21 protein-coding genes and 1 pseudogene are annotated in these 24000 nt (G+C 72.1%); 12 read left to right on the forward strand and 10 right to left on the reverse strand.

The window, feature by feature from the left end:
* Positions 1–58 precede the first annotated feature (58 nt).
* From BLA60_RS00920 to BLA60_RS00930, 3 genes are all read left to right on the forward strand, one after another.
* Complete coding sequence (locus BLA60_RS00920) at positions 59–865, forward strand: TetR/AcrR family transcriptional regulator (RefSeq protein WP_084734512.1); 807 nt, start codon at positions 59–61, stop codon at positions 863–865.
* Positions 862–1548 carry an alpha/beta hydrolase gene (locus BLA60_RS00925; RefSeq protein WP_075130742.1) on the forward strand — a complete coding sequence of 229 codons (687 nt, stop codon included), beginning with the start codon at positions 862–864 and terminating at the stop codon, positions 1546–1548. The genes BLA60_RS00920 and BLA60_RS00925 overlap by 4 nt, the downstream gene beginning before the upstream one ends.
* 74 nt (positions 1549–1622) lie before the next feature.
* A complete protein-coding gene (locus BLA60_RS00930) occupies positions 1623–2831 on the forward strand; it encodes an LCP family protein (RefSeq protein WP_075130743.1) in 1209 nt (402 codons plus the stop codon).
* Positions 2832–2835: 4 nt separating this feature from the next.
* On the opposite strand, the gene BLA60_RS00935 is transcribed toward BLA60_RS00930, so the two are convergent.
* Positions 2836–3291 (reverse strand): peroxiredoxin, encoded by a 456-nt coding sequence (locus tag BLA60_RS00935; protein ID WP_075131419.1) that lies wholly within the window; start codon positions 3289–3291, stop codon positions 2836–2838.
* A 34-nt stretch (positions 3292–3325) separates the two neighbouring features.
* On the opposite strand from BLA60_RS00935, the gene BLA60_RS00940 reads away from it, so the two are divergent.
* Positions 3326–3910, forward strand: a complete 585-nt coding sequence (locus tag BLA60_RS00940) for a hypothetical protein (RefSeq protein WP_075130744.1) — start codon at positions 3326–3328, stop codon at positions 3908–3910.
* A 101-nt stretch (positions 3911–4011) separates the two neighbouring features.
* Here the strand turns inward: BLA60_RS00940 and BLA60_RS45190 are convergent.
* Both BLA60_RS45190 and paaI read right to left on the reverse strand, forming a co-directional pair.
* Positions 4012–4413 (reverse strand): annotated as a pseudogene (locus BLA60_RS45190) (SEFIR domain-containing protein); the annotation flags it as partial.
* A 138-nt stretch (positions 4414–4551) separates the two neighbouring features.
* The gene (gene paaI, locus BLA60_RS00950) at positions 4552–4917 is read right to left on the reverse strand and encodes a hydroxyphenylacetyl-CoA thioesterase PaaI (RefSeq protein ID WP_075131420.1); all 366 of its coding nucleotides are present in this window, start codon (positions 4915–4917) and stop codon (positions 4552–4554) included.
* Positions 4918–5040: 123 nt separating this feature from the next.
* Between paaI and icmF the strand changes: the two genes are divergently transcribed.
* Both icmF and BLA60_RS00960 read left to right on the forward strand, forming a co-directional pair.
* A complete protein-coding gene (icmF, locus tag BLA60_RS00955; protein WP_075130746.1) occupies positions 5041–8283 on the forward strand; it encodes a fused isobutyryl-CoA mutase/GTPase IcmF in 3243 nt (1080 codons plus the stop codon).
* A gap of 14 nt (positions 8284–8297) precedes the next feature.
* Positions 8298–9161 (forward strand): 3-hydroxybutyryl-CoA dehydrogenase, encoded by an 864-nt coding sequence (locus BLA60_RS00960; RefSeq protein ID WP_211288548.1) that lies wholly within the window; start codon positions 8298–8300, stop codon positions 9159–9161.
* A gap of 118 nt (positions 9162–9279) precedes the next feature.
* Here the strand turns inward: BLA60_RS00960 and BLA60_RS00965 are convergent, their stop codons facing one another.
* Positions 9280–10746, reverse strand: a complete 1467-nt coding sequence (locus BLA60_RS00965) for a S1 family peptidase (RefSeq protein WP_075130748.1) — start codon at positions 10744–10746, stop codon at positions 9280–9282.
* 109 nt (positions 10747–10855) lie between these two features.
* Positions 10856–11827, reverse strand: coding sequence for a LysR family transcriptional regulator (locus BLA60_RS00970; RefSeq protein WP_075130749.1), 972 nt, complete (start codon positions 11825–11827; stop codon positions 10856–10858).
* A gap of 136 nt (positions 11828–11963) precedes the next feature.
* Between BLA60_RS00970 and BLA60_RS00975 the strand changes: the two genes are divergently transcribed.
* Positions 11964–12821: an oxygenase MpaB family protein gene (locus BLA60_RS00975; RefSeq protein WP_154814040.1), complete on the forward strand. Its 858-nt coding sequence runs from the start codon at positions 11964–11966 to the stop codon at positions 12819–12821.
* A complete protein-coding gene (locus BLA60_RS00980; protein WP_211288549.1) occupies positions 12818–13423 on the forward strand; it encodes a TetR/AcrR family transcriptional regulator in 606 nt (201 codons plus the stop codon). The genes BLA60_RS00975 and BLA60_RS00980 overlap by 4 nt, the downstream gene beginning before the upstream one ends.
* Here the strand turns inward: BLA60_RS00980 and BLA60_RS00985 are convergent.
* On the reverse strand, positions 13390–14055 hold the full coding sequence (locus BLA60_RS00985; RefSeq protein ID WP_245811779.1) for a TetR/AcrR family transcriptional regulator: 666 nt from the start codon (positions 14053–14055) through the stop codon (positions 13390–13392). The genes BLA60_RS00980 and BLA60_RS00985 overlap by 34 nt on opposite strands.
* 47 nt (positions 14056–14102) lie before the next feature.
* Positions 14103–14588 carry a CGNR zinc finger domain-containing protein gene (locus tag BLA60_RS00990; protein ID WP_245811780.1) on the reverse strand — a complete coding sequence of 162 codons (486 nt, stop codon included), beginning with the start codon at positions 14586–14588 and terminating at the stop codon, positions 14103–14105.
* Between the two features lie 289 nt (positions 14589–14877).
* Between BLA60_RS00990 and BLA60_RS00995 the strand changes: the two genes are divergently transcribed.
* The 4 genes from BLA60_RS00995 (at position 14878) to BLA60_RS01010 (ending at position 21337) form a co-directional block, all read left to right on the forward strand.
* Complete coding sequence (locus BLA60_RS00995; RefSeq protein ID WP_245811781.1) at positions 14878–17466, forward strand: bifunctional FO biosynthesis protein CofGH; 2589 nt, start codon at positions 14878–14880, stop codon at positions 17464–17466.
* Between the two features lie 86 nt (positions 17467–17552).
* Entirely contained in the window at positions 17553–18638 is a 1086-nt protein-coding gene (locus tag BLA60_RS01000) for an S-(hydroxymethyl)mycothiol dehydrogenase (RefSeq protein ID WP_075130753.1), read from the forward strand.
* Positions 18639–18705: 67 nt separating this feature from the next.
* Positions 18706–19953: an aspartate aminotransferase family protein gene (locus BLA60_RS01005; RefSeq protein WP_075131423.1), complete on the forward strand. Its 1248-nt coding sequence runs from the start codon at positions 18706–18708 to the stop codon at positions 19951–19953.
* A 190-nt stretch (positions 19954–20143) separates the two neighbouring features.
* Complete coding sequence (locus tag BLA60_RS01010; protein ID WP_154814041.1) at positions 20144–21337, forward strand: outer membrane protein assembly factor BamB family protein; 1194 nt, start codon at positions 20144–20146, stop codon at positions 21335–21337.
* A gap of 18 nt (positions 21338–21355) precedes the next feature.
* Here BLA60_RS01010 and BLA60_RS01015 read toward each other — a convergent pair whose 3' ends face one another.
* From BLA60_RS01015 to BLA60_RS01025, 3 genes are read right to left on the reverse strand one after another with little or no spacing between them, the layout of a single operon-like run.
* On the reverse strand, positions 21356–22183 hold the full coding sequence (locus tag BLA60_RS01015) for a class II fructose-bisphosphate aldolase (RefSeq protein ID WP_075130755.1): 828 nt from the start codon (positions 22181–22183) through the stop codon (positions 21356–21358).
* Entirely contained in the window at positions 22164–23090 is a 927-nt protein-coding gene (locus BLA60_RS01020; protein WP_342744690.1) for a 1-phosphofructokinase family hexose kinase, read from the reverse strand. The genes BLA60_RS01015 and BLA60_RS01020 overlap by 20 nt, the downstream gene beginning before the upstream one ends.
* Positions 23069–23974, reverse strand: a complete 906-nt coding sequence (locus tag BLA60_RS01025; protein ID WP_075130756.1) for an ROK family protein — start codon at positions 23972–23974, stop codon at positions 23069–23071. The genes BLA60_RS01020 and BLA60_RS01025 overlap by 22 nt, the downstream gene beginning before the upstream one ends.
* Positions 23975–24000: the final 26 nt, after the last annotated feature.

A 24000-nucleotide genomic window follows, 5' to 3' on the forward strand; every position in this document is an offset into this window, starting at 1 on the left:
GAACTCTAGACAAGTGGGTGCGATGTACGCAAATTCCATTCCCTACGATGGGTGCGCGATGAGGACAACCAGCGACACCAGCAGCGACACCAGCGGCGACACCAGCGGCGACACCAGCGGCGACACCTCGGCCAGCTTCGGCGGGTCGGCCGCCGTCGCGCGCAGCATGGAACTGCTCTGGGGCACCAAACCGGCGCCGACCCGGGGCCGCAAACCCGGGCTCACCCTCGACCAGATCGTCGCGGCGGCCATCGAGGTCGCCGACGCCGAGGGCCTGGACGGGCTGTCCATGCGCCGGGTCGCCGACGCGCTCGGCGTCGGCACCATGTCGCTCTACCGCTACGTGCCGTCCAAGGCCGAGCTGCACGACCTGATGCTCGACGCCGTCACCGGCGAGGACCTGCCGATGGACCTCACCACCGGCGGCTGGCGCGCCGGCCTGGAGCGCTACGGCCGGCTCAGCGTCGAGGGCTACCTGCGCCACCCCTGGCTGCTGCGCGCCTCGCTGACCAGAGGCGCCATGGGACCCAACCAGGCCACCGCGCTGGACGCCGTGCTCGCCGCCGTCGACGGGATCGGCCTGAACAGCGGGCAGATGATGGCCGTGGTCGAACTGGTCACCAGGTACGCCCAGGGCGTCGCCCGCGAACGCATCGAGGCCGCCGCCGCCCAGCGCGGCGGCGGACAGTCCGACGAACAGTTCTGGGCCGAGTACGCGCCCCTGCTCGACCGCCACCTCGACCAGCGGCGCTTCCCCGCGCTGACCGCGCTCTGGCGCGACGAGAACTCGACCTGGGTGGACTCGTTCGACTTCGGCCTCGCCACGATCCTCGACGGCGTCGCGCGACTGGTCGACGGCGCGTGAGCCGCCCCGCGCTGCGCGCGTTCGGCTCCGCCGACCCGACGGCGATCGTGCTGGTCCTGCACGGCGGCCAGGAGACCAGCACCGAACCCGCCCACCGGCTGCGCCCCGCCTACCTGCGGATGCTGCCCTTCGCCCACGACCTGGCCAGGGCCGGTCGCCGCGCCGGGATCGGGGTGTTCGCCCTGCGCTACCGGTTCCGGGGCTGGAACGGCGACGCCATGGACCCGGTCGCCGACGCCCGCGCCGCGCTCGACCGGATCCGGCGCCACCACCCCGGCGTGCCCGTCGTACTGGTCGGGCACTCGATGGGCGGGCGGGTCGCCCTGCGCGTCGGCGGCGAGCCCGAGGTGGTCGGGGTGTGCGCGCTGGCGCCGTGGACGCCGTCCGGCGACCCGGTGGCACACCTGGCCGGACGCGCCGTGCTCATCGCGCACGGCACCCGCGACACCGTCACCGAACCCCGTCTGTCCCACGCCTACGCGCTGCGCGCCAAGGACGTCACCGACCGCACGTGCCGGTTCGAGATCCGTGACGAGACCCACGCGATGCTGCGCCGCGAACGGGAGTGGCGTTCGCTGGTGCGTTCGTTCACGCTGGGTGTGCTGGACGTGACCGAAATGGATCATGTCATCGCGAGTGCACTGGCCAAGCCGTCGCCGGGTGGGTTGAGGGTGGTGCTCTGAGTGACGTCTCGTACGGTGTCGCGCAACCTCCTTGGCGGCCCCCACGTCTTGGGAGACGACGGAAGGTTGGGGAGATGAGCTACGGCTACCAGGGCGGCCCTCGGCGCCCCGAGCACAACCGAGGACCGGGCTACGGCCCGCCACCGGGACCACCACCGGGGCAGCGCCGGCGCCCGGCCTACCACGAGACCAGGGCGCTGCCGATCCCCCCGGTCGACCAGCCCTACCAGGCGGGGCCGCCGCCAAGGGACCGCTACGACCGCCGTAACGAGGGGCCGCCGCCGGAGGACTTCGGCGCGCCACCGCGTGCTCCCCGGCCGCCACGGCGGCGCCGCTTCGGCCGCAAGCTGCTGATCTTCTTCATCGTCCTGCTGCTCGGGATCGGCGGTGTCTGGCTGTGGCTGGACATGTCGCTCAACCGCATCGAGGCACTGGCCGACTACCCCGGCCGCCCGGCCGAGGGCGCGGGCACCAACTGGCTGATCGTCGGCTCGGACAGCCGCGAGGAGCTGACCGAGGAGCAGCGCGCTGAGCTGTCGACCGGCGCGCCGACCAGCAAGCTCACCGACACCATGATGTTGCTGCACATCCCGGACAACGACACCAAGCCGACGCTGATCAGCCTGATGCGCGACTCCTATGTGGAGATTCCCGGCAAGGGCATGAACAAGCTCAACGCCGCCTACGCCTCCGGTGGACCGAAGTTGTTGGCGCAGACCGTCGAGCTGAACACGGGTCTGCGGCTCAACCACTACGTCGAGGTCGGACTCGGTGGCTTCGTCGACGTCGTGGACGCCGTCGGCGGGGTGGAGATGTGCGTCAAGGAACCGATCGACGACCCGCTCGCCGGGCTGAAACTCCAGGCCGGCTGCCAGGAACTGGACGGGGCGCAGGCGCTGGGCTACGTGCGCACCCGCGCCACCCCGCGCGCCGACTTCGACCGGGTCGTGCACCAGCGGGAGTTCATCGGCGCGCTGACCGACAAGATCGCCAGCCCGGGGACGTTCCTCAACCCCTTCAAGCTGATCCCCGTGCTGTCCAACGCACCGGACGCGGTGACCGTCGACGAGGGTGACCACCTGCACCACCTGCCGGGCCTGGCGTTCGCCATCGGCGGCGCGAGCGACGGCAGCACGCTGTCGACCACCGTGCCCATCGGCGGCTCGCAACGCACCGACGTCGGTGCGGTCGTGCTGTGGGACGAGGACCGCGCCGGCCGGATGTTCGAGGCACTGCGCACCGACCAGCCGGTGCCCGAGGACACGATCGAGAAAGCTCCCTGACAGCTCAGGCCGGCCGGGCCCGCAGGACCTCCAGGGCCCGGTCGGCGTGCACCGCCATCCGCAGTTCGCTCTTGACCACCTCAAGGACCTTGCGGTCGGTGTCGATGACGAAGGTCTGCCGCCGGGTCAGCAGCGGCCCGAACGAGCGCCGCACCCCGAACTGGCTGGCGACCGTCCCGTCCGGATCGGACAGCAGCGGGAAGTCGAACGAGTGCTTGTCGCTGAACTCCTGCTGCTTGCCGACCGCGTCCGGGCTGATGCCCACCCGGCTCGCGCCAACGGCGGCGAACTCGGCGGCCAGGTCACGGAAGTGGCAGCTCTCGGCCGTGCAGCCCTTGGTCATCGCGGCGGGGTAGAAGAACAGCACCAGCGGACCGTCGGCGAGCAGGGCGGAGAGCCGGCGGGCCGTGCCGGTCTGGTCCGCCAGCTCGAAGTCGGGGGCGAGATCACCTGGCTTCATCGGCATGCTCCTAGCCTTGGCATGATCGCGTTCCATGGACCCTAGTCGCCTCGCGCGGATCGTGACCGAGGCCCTGTCCCCGGCGGTGGTCGTGATCCTGCTGCCGCTCGCGGTGGCCTGGCACGCCACCGGCGGGGCGCTGGGCGCCACCGTCGGCTGGAGTGTGCTGGTGGCGGTGTTCTACAGCGTCGTGCCGATGGCGTTCCTGGTCCACGGCGCCCGCCGGGGACGCTGGGACGGGCACTGGGTGCGCGACCGCGAGCAGCGCACGTTCCCGCTGCTGATGTGCCTGGTCTCCGCGTTGGTCGGGATGGGCGTGATGCTCCTGTTCGACGCGCCGGAGGCGGTCGTCGCCCTGGCCTGGGCGATGATCTGCACCTTGGTGGCCTGCCTGGTGATCACCCGCTGGTGGAAGATCTCGGTGCACGCGGCGGTCGCCGGGGGAGCGGCGGCGATGGTGGTCTTCCTCTACGGGCCGTGGTTGCTGCTGCTGGTCCCGTTGGTGGCCCTGGTCTGCTGGTCCAGGGTCGAGGTCACCGACCACACGGTCGGCCAGGTCCTGGCCGGCGCGCTGCTCGGTCCACTCGTCGGCGGCGCGATCTTCCTTGCCCTGTCCTGAGATCCGCCGCGTTCGGGCAGCGGAACACGGGCGACGCCGCGCAGCGCGGCCAGCAGGTGCTCGGCGGCGTCCACGGTGAGCGCCTCGACCCGGTAGTGCGTGGTCGTGTGCGGGCGCAGGAACGTGGGCAGTTCGGTGACCGACCGGCCGGGCAGCACCACGGGCAGGATCCGCCGGGTCTGGGTGGCCAGGTCGCGGGTGAGCCGGTCGCGGATCAGCGCCGCCTCGTACTGGACGTTGCGGCCCTCGCCCCGGGGGGCGAGTCCCTCGGTGCGCAGCCGGAAGGCGGGCGAGGCGATCGCGAGGATGTAGTCGGCCTCGCGGATCTGGTCACCGGCCCACGCCGACCAGTCGCGCGGGCCGTCGTCGTACCACTGGTCGAGGTGCACGTCGACGCCGGCGTCGCGGCGCAGCAGGGTGGCGAACCGGAGCACGAGGTCGACGTGCTCGGCGCAGTCGTGGGCGTAGGTGACGAAGACGCGGGGTTCGTGGTCCTCGGTCATGGGGCACCGTCCTTGGTGTCGGCTGGCGAACGTGATGACACCGGGTAACTCGGTCGGCGTGACGGGAACGCTCGGGCTTGGCCGGGGACTGGCGAGGTTCTGGCGGGTTCCTGTCGTGTTTGCGTTCGGACCGGGCGCTCAGCGCAGGGTGCGGCTGCGGCCACGGAACTCCGCGACCACCTCGTCACCGCGAGTCACCGTGACGTCGTAGATGCCGCTACGGCCATAGGTCACCCGTTCGGTGGCCCTGGCGGTCAGTTCGTCACCCAGCCGGGCGGAGGTGACGAAGGTGATGTCGGCGCCGGCCGCCACGGTCACCGGTCCGTGGCTGTTGCAGGCGCACGCGAACGTGGTGTCGGCGAGCAGGAACAGGTAGCCGCCGTGGGCGATCCCGTGCCCGTTGACCATGGTCGCCGTGACGGTCATCGAGACCACGGCGGAGCCGGGTCCTGCCTCGACCAGCGACATGCCCAGTGACCTCGACGCGAGGTCGTCGTCCAGCATCCTGCGTACCGACTCGGGGATCACGGCGACATCATCGCAGGTCCCTTACGTGAACGTGCTCGATCGGGCGAGACCTGGACCACAATGGTTGCACGTACGAAAGTAGGACATCAAACTATTCTTATGAGCAACGCCGCCTTGTACCGCCCCGAGCACCCGGTCCGGTTCGTCACCGCCGCCAGCCTGTTCGACGGGCACGACGCGGCGATCAACATCATGCGCAGGATCCTGCAGTCGCAGGGCGCGGAGGTCGTGCACCTCGGGCACAACCGCTCCGTGCGCGAGGTCGTCCAGGCCGCCGTCCAGGAGGACGTCCAGGGCGTGGCGATCAGCGCCTACCAGGGCGGCCACGTCGAGTACTTCAGCTACCTGGTGGAGCTGCTGGAGGAGGTCGGCGCCGGGCACGTCAAGGTCTTCGGCGGTGGCGGCGGGGTGATCGTCCGCGAGGAGATCGACCTGCTGCACTCCCGGGGCGTCGCCCGGATCTTCTCCCCGGAGGACGGCCAGCACCTCGGCCTCGCCCGCATGATCAACACCATGGTCCAGGCCTGCGACACCGACCTCGCCGCCCGGCCGCAACCCCCGCTGGAGGCCCTGTTCAGCGGCCACCAGGACGCGCTGGCCAGGGTCCTCACCGCGATCGAGGCCGGCCGGCTGCCCGACGACACGCTCGCCGGGATCCGCGAGGCCGCCGCGCGCCGCCAGGTCCCGGTCCTGGGCATCACCGGCACCGGCGGCTCCGGCAAGTCCTCGCTCACCGACGAACTGGTCCGCCGGCTGCGCGTGGACCAGCAGGACAAGCTGCGGATCGCGGTCATCGCCGTCGACCCGACCCGCCGGCGCGGCGGCGGGGCACTGCTCGGCGACCGCATCCGGATGAACACCCTCGACGGCGACCAGGTGTTCTTCCGCTCGATGGCCACCCGGGGCGCCGGCAGCGAGGTGCCCGCCGGGCTCACCGACGCCATCGCAGCCGCCCGCGCGGCCGGCAACGACCTGGTGATCGTGGAGACCCCCGGCATCGGCCAGGGCGACGCGGCGATCGTGCCCTACGTGGACACCTCGCTGTACGTGATGACCCCGGAGTTCGGCGCGGCCTCCCAGCTGGAGAAGATCGACATGCTGGACTTCGCCGACGTCGTGGCGATCAACAAGTTCGAGCGCCGGGGCGCCGAGGACGCCCGCCGCGACGTCGCCCGCCAGCTCGTACGCAACCGCGAGGCGTTCGGCTCCTCCTGGGAGGACATGCCGGTCTACGGCACCAGCGCGGCCACCTTCGACGACGACGGCGTCACCGCGCTCTACCACCACCTGCGCGACGTGCTCGCCGACCGGGGTCTGCCCGTCGGCGAGCCGGCGCTGGGCGCGGTCGAGGGCCGGGTCTCCACCCGCGCGGCGACCGTCGTGCCGCCCAAGCGGGTGCGCTACCTCGCCGAGATCGCCGAGACCGTCCGCGACTACCACCGGCACACCGACGAGCAGGTCGCCGCCGTGCGCGAGCGGGACGCGCTCACCACCGCCAGCCTCGCGCTCCAGCGCGCCGGCTCGGACACCGCCGGCATCGACGAGCTGGTCGCCCAGGCCCGCCACCGCGTCGAGCGCGACAGCGCCGAGCTGCTGGAGCGCCACCACGCGCTGGCCAAGGACTACGCCGGCGAGGAGCTCGTGGTCCGCGTGCGGGACAAGGAGCTGCACACCGCGCTGTGGCGGGAAACCCTGTCCGGCACCAGGGTGCCACGCGTGGCGCTGCCCGCCGACGACGAGGACGGCGCGCTGCTGCGCTTCCTGCGCAAGGAGAACCTGCCGGGCTACTTCCCGTTCACCGCGGGCGTCTTCCCGTTCAAGCGGGAGGGCGAGGACCCGGCGCGGATGTTCGCCGGCGAGGGCGACGCGTTCCGCACCAACCGGCGTTTCCGTTACCTGTCGGAGGGTTCGGCCGCCACGAGGCTGTCCACCGCGTTCGACTCGGTGACCCTCTACGGGCACGACCCGGACACCCCGCCCGACATCTACGGCAAGATCGGCACCTCCGGCGTCTCCATCGCCACGCTGGCGGACATGAAGGCGCTCTACGACGGCTTCGACCTGACAGCGCCGTCCACCTCGGTGTCGATGACGATCAACGGCCCGGCGCCGACGATCCTGGCGTTCTTCCTCAACACCGCGATCGACCAGACCGTCGACCGGTTCGTCCTCGACCAGGGCCGCGAGCCCTCGGCCGAGGAGCGCGCCGAGCTGACCGCGTGGACCCTGGCCAACGTGCGCGGCACCGTGCAGGCCGACATCCTCAAGGAGGACCAGGGCCAGAACACCTGCATCTTCTCCACCGAGTTCTCCCTGCGGATGATGTCCGACATCCAGGAATGGTTCATCGCCAACAAGATCCGCAACTTCTACTCGGTGTCGATCTCCGGCTACCACATCGCCGAGGCCGGGGCGAACCCGATCAGCCAGCTGGCCTTCACCCTGGCCAACGGGTTCACCTACGTCGAGGCCTACCTCGCGCGCGGCATGGACATCGACGACTTCGCGCCGAACCTGTCGTTCTTCTTCTCCAACGGCCTGGACGCCGAGTACAGCGTGATCGGCCGGGTCGCGCGGCGGATCTGGGCGGTGGCCATGCGTGAGCGCTACGGCGCCAACGAGCGGTCGCAGAAGTTCAAGTACCACGTGCAGACCTCCGGGCGCTCGCTGCACGCCCAGGAGATGCACTTCAACGACATCCGCACCACGTTGCAGGCGCTGTGCGCGCTCTACGACAACTGCAACTCCCTGCACACCAACGCCTACGACGAGGCGGTCACCACCCCCACGGAGAGCTCGGTGCGCCGCGCGATGGCCATCCAGCTGATCATCAACAAGGAGTGGGGCCTGTCGAAGAACGAGAACCCGTTGCAGGGTTCGTTCGTGATCGACGAGCTGACCGACCTGGTCGAGGAGGCGGTGCTGGCCGAGTTCGAGCGGATCTCCGAGCGCGGCGGCGTCCTGGGCGCCATGGAGACCGGCTACCAGCGCGGCCGCATCCAGGACGAGTCGATGCTCTACGAGCAGCGCAAGCACGACGGGTCGCTGCCGCTGATCGGGGTGAACACCTTCCAGCCCAGCGCCGAGAACGCCGAGGAGGCGCCGGTGATCGAGCTGGCGCGGGCCACCGAGGACGAGAAGCGCTCCCAGGTCGAGCGCACCCGCGAGTTCCGCGCCGCGCACGCCGAGCCCGCCCAGGAGGCGCTGCGCCGGCTGCGGGAGGCGGTCGCGAGCGGCTCGAACGTTTTCGGCGAGCTGATGGACGCGGCTAGGGTGTGCTCGTTGGGCCAGATCACCGAGACCTTCTTCGAGGTCGGCGGGCAGTACCGGCGGAACGTGTGATGGAGGAGTTGGGGTTGTCGGACATCGAGCGGGTTGGCGTCGTCGGCTGCGGCCTGATGGGTTCGGGTATCGCCGAGGTCTGCGCGCGGGCCGGGCTGGACGTGGTGGTCAACGAGGTCGACGCGACCGCGCTGGCCGCCGGCCAGGCCAGGATCGAGAAGTCCCTCGCGCGGGCCGTGCGCAACGGCAAGCTCGACGAGGGTGAGCGGGACGCGGCGGTCGCCAGGATCCGGTTCAGCACCGACCTCGACGAGTTCGCCGACCGCCAGCTGGTGGTCGAGGCGGTCGCGGAGAACGAGCAGCTCAAGACCGACGTGTTCACAGGGCTGGACAAGGCGGTCACCGACCAGGACGCGATCTTCGCGTCGAACACCTCGTCCATCCCGATCATGAAGCTGGGGATGGCGACCTCGCGCCCGCAGCAGGTCATCGGCATCCACTTCTTCAACCCGGTGCCGGTGCTCAAGCTGGTGGAGCTGGTGCCCTCGCTGCTGACCGGCGCGGAGACCGGCGAGCGGGCCAAGTCCTTCGTGGAGACGAAGCTGGGCAAGGAGGTCATCCGCTCCCAGGACCGCGCCGGCTTCGTGGTCAACGCGCTGCTGGTGCCCTACCTGCTCTCGGCGATCCGCATGCTGGAGTCCGGGTTCGCCTCCCCGGAGGACATCGACACCGGCATGGTCCAGGGCTGCGCGCACCCGATGGGTCCGCTCGCGCTGACCGACCTGATCGGCCTGGACACCACCAAGGCGATCGCCGAGTCGATGTACGCGGAGTTCAAGGAGCCGCTGTACTCCCCGCCGCCGCTGCTGCTGCGGATGGTCGACGCCGGCCTGCTGGGCAAGAAGAGCAACCGCGGCTTCTACGACTACGGCAGCTGACACCAGGACGAAGAGTTGGCCGCCGTCACCACGCCGGGCGGGGAATGGCGTGGCGACGGCGGCCAGGGTGGCGGTGCGGAGTCCCCCTGCTACCCAGGTACTCCGCGACATCGCCGGATCACGGGCTGGTCATACCCAGCGTGTACTGGCCGGAGCCGCTGTAGGCATGCACCTGGTACCGGTAGTACCCGGACGTCCCGTTGTAGGTCAGCGTCTCGTCCGCGTTGGGCGTGGTCCCACTGGCCACGTTCGCCCACGTCGAGCCGTTCCACTTCTGCAGGTACAGGTCGAAGTCGGTCCCCGACGGCCCGTCCAGGCACCCGGTGTGCGTACCGGAGGCGTTGGACACGTAGTAGCTGCCGTTGGGCTGGTAGGCGCTGGCACCCGAGGTGAGGGTGCCGGACCCGGTCTGCTCGGCGTCGTCACAGTCGCCGCCGGGCGGGTCGGGGTCGCCGCCACCCTGGGTGACCAGCGTCAGGTTGTAGGCCTGCAGGATCTCGTTGACCGGCTGGAAGTACGTCGTGCCGCCGCTGGAGCAGTTGCCCGAGCCGCCGGAGGTCACGCCCTGGGCGTGGTTGCCGGCCAGCAGCGAGCCACCGGAGTCACCCGGTTCGGCGCACACGGTCGTGCGGATCAGGCCGGAGACGGTGCCCTGCGGGTAGGTCACCGACGAGTTGCGGGCCTGGATGGCGCCACACTTCCACCCGGTGGTCGACCCGGAGCGGCACACGGTCGCGCCGATCGCCGCGTCCTGCGACCCGTGGACCGCCACCCGGCCGCCGGCGTAGTTGTTCACCGCGCCGATCATCGTGTTGCCGGCCGCGACCCGTACCCACGCGTAGTCGTTGCCGGGGAAGCTCGACCCGGCGAACTGACCGGTGGGCTGCGAGGTCGTCGCCCCGGTCTGTCCACAGTGGCCGGCGGTGACGAACCCGCCGTTGACCGAGAAGCCGATCGAGCAGCGGGTACCGGCGCCGATGTAGTAGGGGTTGCCGCCGACCACGTCGATCAGCGGCCGGGGTGCCTCGGCGGAGCGCACGACCCGCACGGCGTCCCGTTCGACGCCGCTGGCCCGCACGAACGACCAGGCCGCCGCCGGCGAGCTGGCGTTGATCACCACCGAGTTCGTGGTGACGTCGACGTACCAGCTGGCCACGCCGGCCGGGACCGACGCCCGCTTCGAGTCCAAGATGGACCGCACGGCGTCCAGGTCGGCCACCGAGTGTTCGACCATCCTGGCCGTCGCGCCGCTGCCGCGGACCTCCTTGGCCGCCGCCTCGTCGGTCACCGCCACGACCAGCGTGTCGCCGTTGCCGGTCAGCCAGCCGCCGGCGTAGCGCTCGCCAAGGTCCTTGCGCAGTTGGAGATCGTTCTGGCTCGCCCGAGCCTCGTTCGCCAGCCGGGTGCGGGCCTGGTCCTCGGTGACGTCGAGGTACTCGGCGGCCGCGGCCAGCATGCCCGGGTTCGCCGCCGCGGTGGTGCTGTCCTGAGCTGGCGGGGCCGCTGCCGCCGGCACCGCCAGGGCGGTGGCCAGACCGGCGACCATGGCCGCGGCCAGGATTCCCGATTGGAGTCTTCGATCCATGTTCCGTGTCTCCCTTGACAACCGGTGCAGGGTGGATCAACAAGGGAAACGCTAGAACGGAAGTTGACCATTGGGGACATATCAGCTGGGCCATACCACCGGGCTTATGTCAGGCCGGTGAGTGTTCCTGGGCGCCGAACCGGGGGTGCGCGGCCAGCCAGCGGGCGTAGTTCGGGCTGTGGCGCAACGAGTCGGTGTAGGCGGCCATCGCGTACTGGTGGACCTTGGCGGCCACCGCCTGTGCTGGCGCCTCGGGGTGCCAGCCGAGCAGGTGGCGCCAGCGCAGCGGCGCGCCGGCCAGCGGGTAGGCCCGCATGTCCGACAGCTCGCGGAACGTCGGCTGCGCCAGCGCGACCGCCTGACCGCCCTCCACCAGGTCGATGCACACCCGCAGATCGGTCTCGTACATGGGTTTCGGGGTGAACCCGACGCGGGCGCAGGCGGTGGCGAAGCACTCGCCGAAGCAGCCCTCGCCGGGGGCGGCGACCCAGCGCGAGTCGGCCAGGTCGGCCAGATCGACCTCGGCCCCGCCGGCCAGCGGGTGGTCGTCGCACAGCAGCACGCCGACCGCGTCGACGGCGATCAGCCGCCACTCCAGGCCGTGCTCGGCCGGCGGCTGCATGTCCCCGCAGATGCCGATGACCGCGAAGTCCAGCCGTCCCTCGGCGACCTTGTCGACCAGTTCCTGGGCCGACCACGAGGTGTGCGGGATGACGGTGGCCTCCGGCTGGTCCTCCGACAGCAGCCTGACCAGCCCGCTGACCATCGAGTTCCCGGTCGAGCCGATCCGGCAGCGCAGGGTCGCCGGGTCGATCCCGGACAGTCGCACGGCCTCGTCGCGCAGGTCCTCGACCGCCGGCAGCAGGACCTTGGCGCGGGCGAGGACCAGTTCGCCGAGCGGGGTCGGCCGGGTGCCGCGCCGGTCGCGCTGGAACAGCGGACCGCCCAGGGCGCGTTCGATGCGGCCGAGCTGTGTGGTGAGCGCGGGTTGGGCGAGCCCGAGTCGCGCGGCGGCCTTGGTGATGCTGCCGCTCTCGGCGACGGCACAGACCACCCGCAGGTGCCGTAGCTCAAGCTCCATGTGATGACGCTAGGCCGCGAACCGGTCACCGGGAAGAGCCCAAACCGGTCTTTCGCTGTACCACTTGATGATCATGTGATACAAAGATTCAAGAATGTCTCATTGACTCGGTGATCGATGTGGCGGGGGAGTGGACGTGACCACCAGCGAGCACGCGCGGGTCGAGGTCGAGATCCCGGGACCGGGATCGCTGCACTGGCGGTGGGCGGGGGAGACCCGGGGCTACCTGATGCTGGTCAAGGCCGGGTTGCTGCAGCTCATGCACCCCGGCCTCGGCGCGGGCGTCGAGCAGCACTCGGACTTCTTCAACGAACCGTGGGAGCGGGTGCTGCGGTCGGTCCCACAGATCCAGGGCGTCACCTTCGACTGGCCCGACGGCGCCGCCACCGCGCGCCAGATCCGCGAGTACCACCACCACATCAAGGGAGTCGACGGTCAGGGCCGCCGCTACCACGCGCTGGACCCCGACGTCTTCTTCTGGGCCCACGCCACCATCTTCGACGCGCTGCTGCGGATGATCGACCTGTTCGACCACCCGATGAGCGACGCCGAGAAGGAGAGCCTCTACGCCGAGACGCGCCAGGTGTTCCGCGCCTACGGCGTCAGTGACCGGATCGTGCCGCCGGACTGGGCCGCCTTCGAGGACTACTTCGACCGGATGTGCCGCGAGGAACTGGTGATCACCCCGGCGGCCCGGGGGCTGATCGAGTTCGCCAAGGAACCGCCGGCCACCTTCCCGCTGCTGCCGGCGCCGCTGTACAGGCTGGTGCGCAAGCCCTCGGCCAAGCCGCTGTGGTGGATCGCGGTCGGCACGCTGCCGCCGCCGGTCCGCGACCTGATCGGCGAGCGGTGGACCGAACGCGACGAGCGCTGGCACCGCCACTTCCGCCGCGCGGTCGCCACGGCCTGGCGGGTCGTGCCGCCGAGGCTGCGCTACACCGAACGTGCTCGGGCGGGCTACCGGCGGGCCGGGGTGGGACCATCGGGCCGGTGAACCTCCTGGACCTGGTGCTCAACGGCCCGGAGACCGACACGGTCGGCGAGTCGATCATCGACGCGGCGCTGGAGGAGTTCCTGACCTACGGCCTGCGGCGGACCAACGTCGACGTCGTGGCCCGCCGGGCCGGAGTCTCCCGGGCCACGCTCTACCGGCGTTTCGTCGGCAAGGACGCGCTCGTTCAGGCCGTGCTGGTCCGGGAGTCGCGGCGGTTCTTCGCCGCCATCGCCGACGCCGTCGAGGGTGTCGAGGGCGCGCGGGAGCGGCTGGTGGAGGGTTTCGTCGTCGGCGTGCGCCACGCCAGGGCCGACCGGCTGCTCAACCGGCTGCTCGCCTCCGACCCCGAGGCGCTGCTGCCCTACCTGACGACCAACGGTCACCTCGTGGTCGCCGGGGCGCGGGACTTCCTGGTCCAGCAGGCGCCCGACGCGCCCCGCCCGGCCGCCGGGCGCACCCCGGAGGGCGTCGCGGAGGTGTTCGTCCGGCTGGCGATCTCGTTCACGCTCATGCCGGAGGGCGCCATCCCGCTGGACTCCGACGCGGCCGTGCGGGCCTTCGCCCTGGGCTACCTGGCGCCGCTGATGGGCGCCGAGGACTGAGCGAGCACGGCGTCGAGCATCAGCCGCAGGTCGGCCTTCGCGTGCCGCCAGCGCTCCCGCAGCGCGGCGGTGTCCGAGACCGGGATCTCGGACAACAGCACCCCGCGCACCGCGTACATCGCGGTGTTGACCACCCGCCGGAACCGCTCCCGGTCGGCATCGGTGCCGGTGTCGGTCCCGCACACGACCGTCAGCACGAACTCGGCCACCGCCTCGCGGGCCGCCGGTTCGACCTCGGCGGCGACCGCCGTGAGGTCGGGGTCGGTGCGCGCCGCCATCCACAGTTCGAGGGTGGCGAACCGGACCGGCTGGTGGTGCACCTCCCAGAGCAGGTCCAGCGCGGCGTCGAGCGGGTCGGCCGCCTCGCGGACGGCGTCGAGCCGTTCGGCCGCCAGCTCCGTGCGCATCGCCATCAGGTGCCGCACGGTGGCGGCGATGAGGTCGGCGCGGGTGGCGAAGTGGTGGACCTGCGCGCCCCGGGTCACGCCGGCCAGTTCGGTGACCCGGGTGGTCGTGGTCGCCGCGTACCCGAACCGGTCGAGGCACTCGACGGTCGCGTCGAGCAGGCGCCCGCGCATGGCGGCGCTGCGCTCCTGCTGGGTGAGTCCGGTCTTGGACCTTCGCGGGGACATCGGGTGGATTCTATTTCGCCTGGGCGGCCGGCCGGGGTGGATCCGGGTCAGCCGGCGGCCCGCGCGCGGTGGCGGCGTACGGCGTCGCGGTTGGCGCACGCCGGTGAGCAGTAGCGTTGGCGCCCGCCCCGGGTGAAGTCGGCGTAGGGCCGGGCGCAGTCGGCCAGCGCGCAGCGGCCGAGCCGGTCCATGCCCCGGCTGGTCAGGTGCAGGGCGGTGCCGACGCTGATCAGCGCGCGCAGCACCGCGCCCAGGGGCAGGTCGTCGCCGCGGAAGTGCAGGTGCCAGCCGGTGCCGGCGTGGTCGGTGAGCCGGGGGGAGGAGGACGACTCGGCGAGCAGGTCGTTGAGCAGCGCGGCCCGTCGGGCGGGGTCGGTGGCGTCGACGACCGCCAGCCAGCGCACCAGGAACGCGCGCACGGCGGCGAGGTCGTGCTCGGTGCCGGCGCGGTCGGCGACCACGCCGGCGGCGCGGCAGCGGTCGGTCAGTTCCCCGGCGGTGGCCGGCGGCGTCCACGTGAGGTCGGTCGCCAATCGGACGGGATCCTCGCCGTAAGGGTTCAAATGCACAAGGCCATTACAGCAGACTGCCGGCATGCCCGCATCACACCGCTGGACCACCACGTCCAGCCACATCACCAGCGATGGCTGGGTCCACTACCAACACTGCGGCTGCGGCGCCACCAGGCTCGTGCTCAACAGTGAGCCGGTCGGCCGTGCGTGGGAACCGCCCGCGAGGAATGATCCAGAACCGGTCGCGGTTGTCGAGAAGCAGAAACGCTAGCTTGGGGACATACCGATCCGCGCGCCAGGAGGATTGCCCGTGACCGAGGGTTTCGTGCCTACCGAGTCGGCACTTCGTCGGGCGTTGCGCCGGGCACGGGACGGGGTGGTGCTGGACCGCACCGAGGCCGAGACCCTGCTGCACGCACGCGGCGACCACCTCGACGACCTGCTGGCCTCCGCCTCCCGGGTGCGCGACGCCGGACTGGAGCAGGCCGGACGCCCTGGGGTGATCACCTACTCCCGCAGCGTCTTCGTGCCGCTCACCAAGCTGTGCCGGGACCGTTGTCACTACTGCACCTTCGCCACGGTCCCCGGCCGCGTGCCGGCGGCCTTCCTCAGCGAGGACGAGATCCTCGACCTCGTCCGCCAGGGCGCCGAACTGGGCTGCAAGGAGGTCCTGTTCACCCTCGGCGACCGCCCCGAGGACCGGTGGAGCGCCGCGCGGGAGTGGCTCGACGAGGCCGGCTACCCCGACACGCTGTCCTACGTCCGGGCGATGTCGATCAAGGTCCTGGAGGAGACCGGGGTCCTGCCGCACCTCAACCCCGGCGTGCTGACCTGGACCGACTTCCAGCGGCTCAAGCCGGTGTCGGCGTCGATGGGCATGATGCTGGAGACCACCGCGACCCGGCTCTGGTCGGACAAGGGCGGCCCGCACTACGGCTCGCCCGACAAGGAGCCGGCGGTGCGGCTGCGCGTGCTGGAGGACGCCGGCCGCAGCGCGGTGCCGTTCACCACCGGCATCCTCATCGGCATCGGCGAGACCCTGGCCGAACGGGTCGACTCGCTGTTCGCGATCCGGGGCGTGGCCCGGCAGTACGGCTCGATCCAGGAAGTCATCGTGCAGAACTTCCGCGCCAAGCCGGACACCGCGATGGCCGGCATGGCCGACGCGACCCTGGAGGAACTCGCCGCCACCGTCGCCGTCGCCCGGCTGGTACTCGGCCCCAAGATGCGCCTCCAGGCACCGCCCAACCTCATCGGCGGCGAGTTCGACCTGCTGCTGCGGGCCGGCATCGACGACTGGGGCGGGGTGTCGCCGCTGACCCCCGACCACGTCAACCCCGAGCGGCCCTGGCCCCAGGAGGAGACCCTGGCCCGGCACGCCGCCGCCGCCGGCTTCACACTGGCCGAGCGGCTGCCGATCTACCCCGAGTACGTGCTGCGCGGCGAGCCGTGGCTCGACCCGCGGGTCGCCGGGCACGTCGCCGCGCTGGCCGACCCGGCCACCGGCCTGGCCGCGCCCGGCGCCGTCCTGGCCGGCCGGCCGTGGCAGGAGCCGGAGGTCGCGCTGGTCGCCACCGGGCGCACCGACCTGAACACCGCCATCGACACCGAGGGCCGCACCACCGACCGCCGCGACGACTTCGACTCCGTCTACGGTGACTGGGAGTCCCTGCGTGCCCAGGTCGCCGCCATGCCGACGGTCGCCGCGCCCGGGCCGGCCGGCGCGCTGCGCCACGAGTTCTCCGCCGCACTGCTGCGCGCGGAGGCCGACCCCGCCGGCCTGTCCGACGACGACGCCCTGACGCTGCTCTCGGCCGGTGAAGGCGCGGAGATCACCGCGCTGGCCGCGCTCGCCGACGACATCCGCCGGGACACGGTCGGCGACGAGGTCACCTACGTCGTCACCCGCAACATCAACTTCACCAACGTCTGCTACACCGGCTGCCGGTTCTGCGCGTTCGCCCAGCGGCGCACCGACAGCGACGCGTACACGCTCTCCCTCGACCAGGTCGGCCAGCGCGCCGCCCAGGCCTGGGGTGTTGGCGCCACCGAGGTCTGCATGCAGGGCGGGATCCACCCCGACCTGCCCGGCTCGGCGTACTTCGACATCGCGGCGCGGGTCAAGCGCGAGGCGCCCGACCTGCACGTGCACGCGTTCTCGCCGATGGAGGTGGTGAACGGTGCGACCCGGACGAACCTGTCGATCCGCGACTGGCTGACCGCGGCCAGGGAGGCCGGCGTCGACTCGCTGCCCGGCACCGCCGCCGAGATCCTCGACGACGACGTGCGCTGGATCCTGACCAAGGGCAAACTGCCGACCGCGCAGTGGATCGAGGTCGTCACCACCGCCCACGAGGTCGGCCTGCCGACCACCTCGACGATGATGTACGGCCACGTCGACAACCCTGGCCACTGGGTCGCGCACCTCAAGCTGATCCGCGACCTCCAGGCGCGGTCGGGGGGTTTCACCGAGTTCGTCCTGCTGCCGTTCGTGCACACCAACGCGCCGCTGTACCTGGCCGGCATCGCCCGCCCCGGCCCGACCCATCTGGAGAACCGCGCGGTGCACGCGCTGGCGCGGCTGCTGCTGCACGGCCGGATCGACAACATCCAGACCAGTTGGGTCAAGCTGGGCGAGCGTGGCGTCGTGGACGTGCTGCGCGGCGGTGTGAACGACCTGGGCGGCACGCTGATGGAGGAGACCATCAGCCGGATGGCCGGCTCGGAGAACGGCAGCTACAAGACGATCGCCGATCTGGAGGCGCTGGCGGCCTCGGCCGGTCGCCCGGCCCGCCAGCGCACCACGACCTACGGCCAGGTCCCCGAGGAGCGCCTGACCGCCGGCCGCGCCCACGACGGGGTGTGGCGGCCGAACCTGCTGCCGCTCGTCAGCGGCTGAGCCCCACGGGCACGACGATCACTCACGCGTGCCGCGTGGCTGGTAGAAGTACACCAAGCAACGGCGCACGGAAGGTGGGTGGCTCAATGGCTCAGCAGGTTCTCGGTGTCATCGCCAGGTCGAAGGGCGCGCCGGTCGAGGTCGAGACGATCGTCGTCCCCGATCCCGGTCCCGGCGAGGCGGTGGTCGCGGTGCACGCCTGCGGCGTGTGCCACACCGACCTGCACTACCGCGAGGGCGGTATCAACGACGAGTTCCCCTTCCTGTTGGGACATGAGGCGGCCGGGGTGGTCGAGGAGGTCGGTGAGGGCGTCACCGACCTGGAGCCGGGCGACTACGTGATCCTCAACTGGCGCGCGGTCTGCGGCACCTGCCGTGCCTGTCTGCGGGGTCGCCCCTGGTACTGCTTCTCGACGTTCAACGCCTCCCAGCCGATGACCCTCACCGACGGCACCGCGCTCACCCCGGCGCTGGGCATCGGCGCGTTCGCCGAGAAGACGCTCGTCCACAGCGGACAGTGCACGAAGGTCGACCCGAACGCCTCGCCGGCCGCCGCCGGCCTGCTGGGCTGCGGGATCATGGCCGGCATCGGCGCGGCGGTGAACACCGGCGCGGTCACCCGGGGCGACAGCGTCGCGGTGATCGGCTGCGGCGGGGTCGGCAGCGCGGCCGTCGCCGGCGCCCGGCTCGCCGGCGCGACGAAGATCATCGCCATCGACCTGGACCAGCGCAAGCTCGACTGGGCGACCGGGCTGGGCGCCACCCACACGATCAACGCCACCGACGCCGACGTCGTCGAGGCGGTCCAGGAACTGACCGGCGGGTTCGGCGCGGACGTGGTGATCGACGCCGTCGGCCGCCCGGAGACCTGGAAGCAGGGCTTCTACGCCCGCGACCTCGCCGGCACCCTGGTGCTGGTCGGCGTGCCCACCCCGGACATGCGCCTGGAGATGCCGCTGATCGACTTCTTCTCCCGGGGCGGCTCGCTCAAGTCCAGCTGGTACGGCGACTGCCTGCCCTCACGCGACTTCCCGTACCTGATCGACCTGTACCTGCAGGGCCGGCTCGACCTGGACGCGTTCGTCACCGAGAAGATCACGCCCACCCAGGTGGAGGAGGCGTTCACCAAGATGCACCACGGCGACGTACTCCGTTCGGTGGTCGTCTTCTGACGGGGCCACTGGCCACATCCCGCAACCAGTCGTAGGATTGTCGACAATCTACGGGAGGGTTGTGCTGATGTCTGGGTTGTCCCCGATTCTGAAGCAGGCGACACCGGTGCTCGCCGAACGCGGCGAGGGCGTCTACCTCTACGCCGAGGACGGGCGCCGGTACCTGGACTTCACCGCCGGTATCGGCGTGACCAGCACCGGTCACTGCCACCCGAGGGTGGTCGCCGCCGTTCAGGAGCAGGCCGCCAAGCTGATCCACGGCCAGTACACGACGGTCATGCACCGTCCGCTGCTGACGCTGTCCGAACGGCTCGGCACGGTCCTGCCCGAGGGCCTCGACTCGCTGTTCTTCGTCAACTCCGGCAGTGAGGCGGTCGAGGCCGCGCTGCGGCTGGCCCGGCAGGCCACCGCCCGGCCCAACGTGATCGTCTTCCACGGCTCGTTCCACGGCCGGACCATCGGCGCGGCCTCCATGACCACCTCGGCCACCAAGTTCAGTGCCGGGTTCGCCCCGCTGATGGGCGGGGTGGTCGTCTCGCCGTTCCCCACGGCCTACCGCTACGGCTGGAGCGAGCAGGAGGCGACCCGGTTCGCGCTGCGCGAGCTGGACTACGTGCTGCAGACGCTGACCACCCCGGGCGAGGCGGCCGCGTTCTTCGTCGAGCCGGTGCTCGGCGAGGGCGGCTACGTGCCGGCCAACACCGAGTTCATGCGCGGACTGCGTGAGCGCGCCGACCGGCACGGCATCCTGCTGGTGCTCGACGAGGTGCAGACCGGGTTCGGCCGGACCGGCAGGTTCTGGGGCCACGACCACTTCGGTGTCCGCCCCGACGTCGTGATCACCGCCAAGGGCCTGGCCAGCGGTTTCCCGCTGTCGGCCATCGCCGCGCCGGCCGAGCTGATGGCCAAGGCGTGGCCCGGTTCGCAGGGCGGCACCTACGGCGGCAACGCGGTCGCCTGCGCCGCCGCGCTGGCCACCCTGGAGGTCGTCCAGTCGGAGAACCTGGTGGCCAACTCGGCCGAGATGGGCGCCCGGCTGAGGGAAGGGCTGGCCAAGGTGGCCGCCGACACGCCGGCCATCGGCGACGTGCGCGGCCTGGGCCTCATGCTGGCCAGCGAGTTCGTCGACCAGGACGGCAACCCCGACGCGGCCGCCGCCGCCCGGGTCCAGCAGGCGGCCTCGGCGGCCGGGCTGCTGCTGCTCACCTGCGGCGCGGCCGGCAACGTCGTGCGGATGATCCCGCCGCTGATCGTGACCGCCGAGCAGATCGACGAGGGCCTGGCGCTGTGGCGGGAGGCGGTCGCCTCGGCCTGACCCGGAACCGCGGGCGCGGCCGGCGCGTCCCTGGTCAATGATGATCAGGGTTGTGCTCGTGGTGGGACTGCTGGTGCTGGCCGGGGCGTGTTCCAGACCGGGTGTCCCGTCCACGCTCGAGTCGAGCACGTCCCCGGCCACGTCCCCGGCGCCGGCCCCGACGGCCTCGACAACCTCGACAACCTCGACCGTGACCCCACCGCCGGCGCCCGCGGTCCTCGACGAGCGGCCGCTGTGGAGCGGCGCGGTGACCTCGCGCCCCGGCGAACTCGGCGCGACCTTCGTCGGTGACGCCCTGGTCCAGGTCGGGCTGGAGGGCGGCGAGGACTACCGGCGGACGCTGTCGGTGGTGGACGCCGCCACCGGGAAGGTCCGCTGGTCGCTGCGAGAGGAGGCCGCGCTCGGCGGCGACGGCGCGCGCCTGGGCTTCGTGACCTACCACACGACGGTGCTCGACGCCGACGGCGACTGGTCGGTCGTGGTGCAGTACGAGAAGGCCGTCACGATGCCCAGCGGGAAACCCGGCCGGGAGGAGGGCCTGGCGGCACTGTCCGGGGCCGACGGCTCGGTGCGCTGGCGTTTCCCGGTGCTCACCGACCGCCGGCTCGGCCCGGCGACCGGCGAGCCGTGGTCGAACCTGACCAGCTTCCGGGCGAACGAGCGGTACGCGGTCGCGCTGGTCACCCGGAACGGCGCGCGCAACGAACGCACTGCCGACACCTGGATCGGGTTCGACCTGGCGTCGCGCCAGAAACTCTGGGAGGTCCCGTGGGCCGCCGCCGACGGCCGGTTCGACCTCGCCGGTGACATGGTGGTCGGGGACGTCACCCCGGTCGGCAAGCCCGTTCCGGAACTCACCGGCGCCGGGGTGAAGATCGTCGCCGGCGTCGACGCGGCGACCGGCCGGACCCGCTGGACGACCGCCGAGACCCCGCCGTCCGGGACCAGCGGCCTCACCGGGACCGGCGTCCTGATCACCACCGGCGAGCGGGGCGCCCAGCGGGTGACTCTGGTCGACCCCGTGACCGGTGACCAGCTCTGGGACCCCGAACTCACCCTCACCGCCACCGACGTGCGGTGCCGCGCCGGGACACGGCTGCTGGCCTGCCACGACGACGACGGCGGCATCGTGGTCCTCGACCCGGCGACCAGGAAGTCGACCCGGTTCGAACCGGAGTCGGGCTACGAGCTCTCCCGGATCTGGGAGGACCGCCTCGTCCTGGTCGCGCGGGAGGAGTCGGCCCTGATCACCGACCGGGACGGCAACCCGCTGGTCACGCCCCTCCCGGGAGTGATCCGTGACCTCGACGCGGACCACGTCGCCGTGGTCGTCCAGGAGGACCCTGAGCGGGGGAGGCTGGCGGTCCACCGGCTGCCGCTGTGAGCCGGGCGGCGGCCACGGTCAGGTCAGGACGCCCAGCACCCGGGTGACCTCGGCGGCGACCGCGTCCCGGCCGGCACCCAGGTACTTCCTGGTGTCCACGACCAGCGGGTCGTCCGCCAGATGGGCACGCACGGCCGCGGTGAACGCCTTGTTCAGCTGGGTGGCGATGTTGATCTTCGTCATGCCGGCGACCACCGCGCGGCGCAGGTCGTCGTCCGGGACACCGGACGAGCCGTGCAGCACCAGCGGCACCGGGACCTCGGCCCGCAGCCGGGCGATCAGGTCCAGGTCGAGCGCCGCGTCCTTGGTCAGCATCGCGTGCGAGGTGCCGACGGCCACCGCCAGCGCGTCGACCCCGGTCGCCGCCACGAACGACCGCGCCTGGCCGGGATCGGTCCGCGCACCCGGCGCGTGCACCCCGTCCTTGCCGCCCACCTCACCCAGCTCGGCCTCCACCCAGACGTCGTGCGCGTGGCAGTGCTCGACCACCGCCGCCGTCGTCGCCACGTTGTCCACATAGGACATCGTGGAGGCGTCGTACATCACCGAGCCAAGGCCGAGCGCGACCGCCTCGCGCACGAGCCCGGCGTCGGTGGCGTGGTCCAGATGCACGGCCACCGGCGTCGAGGACGCGTGCGCGATCGCCAACGTGGCCCGCGCCAACGGTTCCAGCGCCCCGTGGTAGCGCACCGCGTTCTCGCTGAGCTGGAGCACCACCGGCGCCCCGGCCGCCTCCGCGCCGGCGACCACGGCCTGCGCGTGTTCGAGCTGGATGACGTTGAACGCCCCGACCCCCCGGCCGGCCGCCGCCGCGGGCCCGACGATCTCAGCGGTCGGTGTCAGCATGGGGTCCCTCCACCTCGATGAGCGGCGCGAGTCGCCGGTAGACGTCCAGATCCACGTCGCCGGCCAGCGGGCAGGCGACGGCGGCGGCCGAGAGCGCGACCGCGTCGGCCAGCACCACCGGCCAGTCCGCCCCGGCGGCCAGCCCCGCCGCCAGCGCGGCGACGCACGCGTCACCCGCGCCGGTCGGGTTACCGGTCCGGGGCCGCGACCGCGCCCGCCACACACCCTCGCCGGTGACCGCGACCAGCCCGTCGGGCCCGAGCGAGGCGACCACCGCGCCCGCGCCGTGCGCCCGCAGTCTCGCCGCCCCGGCCAGCGGGTCACCGGTGCCGGTGGCCTCGGCCAGCTCCTCGGCGTTCGGCTTGACCAGCCTCGGCCCGGCGGGCACCCCGCCGAGCAGCGCCGGCCCCGAGGCGTCCAGGACGACCGGTGTCGTGGTGGCGCCGATCAGCCGGGCGTAGGCGTCGGCCGGCAGCCCCGGCGGCAGGCTGCCCGACAGCACGACCACCTCGGCCCGGTCGGCCAGCGTCGGGAACACGGCGGCCAGCCGCTCCCAGTCCCGCGCGGCGACCGGCGGGCCCTGCTCGTTGAACGCGGTCGCCGCGCCGTCGCCCGACACGACCGTCACCGTGCGGCGGGCCGGGGTGGTGACCGACACCAGCCGCTCGGCGATACCGGCGGCGGCGAGGTCGTCCTGGATCTCCCGGCCGCCGGCCAGCCCGGTGACCAGCGTCTCGTGGCCCAGCGCGTGCAACACCCTCGCCACGTTGACACCCTTGCCGCCGGCTCGCACGGCGACGTCGGTGACCCGGTGCGCCGCGCCCGGCCGCAGCGTCGGCACGTGGTAGGTGACGTCCAGCGCCGCGTTCGGCGTGACGGTCAGGATCACCCGGCGGCCGCCCGCCACGCGAGGATGCCGGCGCCGATACAGCCGGCGTTGTCCCCGAGGGCGGCCCGCACGAGCGTCGGCATCCGCTGGAAGCTCATCCGCCCGCTCAACGACTCCTTGAGCGGCACCAGCAGCGTGTCCCCGGACTCGGCCAGGCCGCCGCCGATCGCCACCACCTCCGGCGCGACGAACGTGATGGCCGTGGTGAGCGCGGCGGCCAGCCCGTCGACCGCCCGCGACCACACGGCCTGCGCGTCCGGGTCGCCGGCCTCGACGGCGGCGGCCACCTCGGCGGCCCTGGTCACCGGCCGGCCCGAGCGCGCCGCGTAGTGGCGGGCGATGAACGCCGCCGACGCCACGGTCTCCAGACAGCCCCGGATGCCGCACCCGCAGACCGCGCCCTGGGGGTCGACGACGATGTGGCCGAGTTCGCCGGCGTACCCGTCGGCGTCCAGCCGGTGCCCGTCGACCAGGACGGCGGCGGCGATCCCGGTACCGATGGGCACGAACATCGCGTTGCGCACCCCGGTCGCCGCGCCGACGGTGAACTCGGCCAGCCCGCCGCTGCGCACGTCGTGGCCCAGCGCGACCGGCAGTCCGCAGGCGTCGGCGAGCCGGTCACGCAGCGGCAGGTCCCGCCACCCGAGGTTCACCGCCGCGCGGGCGATACCGGCCCGCTCGTCGATGATCCCCGGTGCCGCGAGCCCGACACCGACGACCTCGTGGTCACCGGCGGCCGCGCGTAACTCGTCGATCAGTTCGATGATCTGCTCGACGTCGACACTGCCCTCGACCCGGCGGGTCGCGGTCCGGTGCGTGTGGCGGACCCGCAGGTCCTCGGCCACGAGCGCCGACTTGATCGAGGTGCCGCCGACGTCGATGGCCGCGACGAGCCGGTCCATGTGCCGTCCTCCGCAGGTCAGGGGGA

It is taken from the genome of Actinophytocola xinjiangensis (assembly GCF_001921215.1).
GTDB classification, from domain to species: domain Bacteria; phylum Actinomycetota; class Actinomycetes; order Mycobacteriales; family Pseudonocardiaceae; genus Actinophytocola; species Actinophytocola xinjiangensis.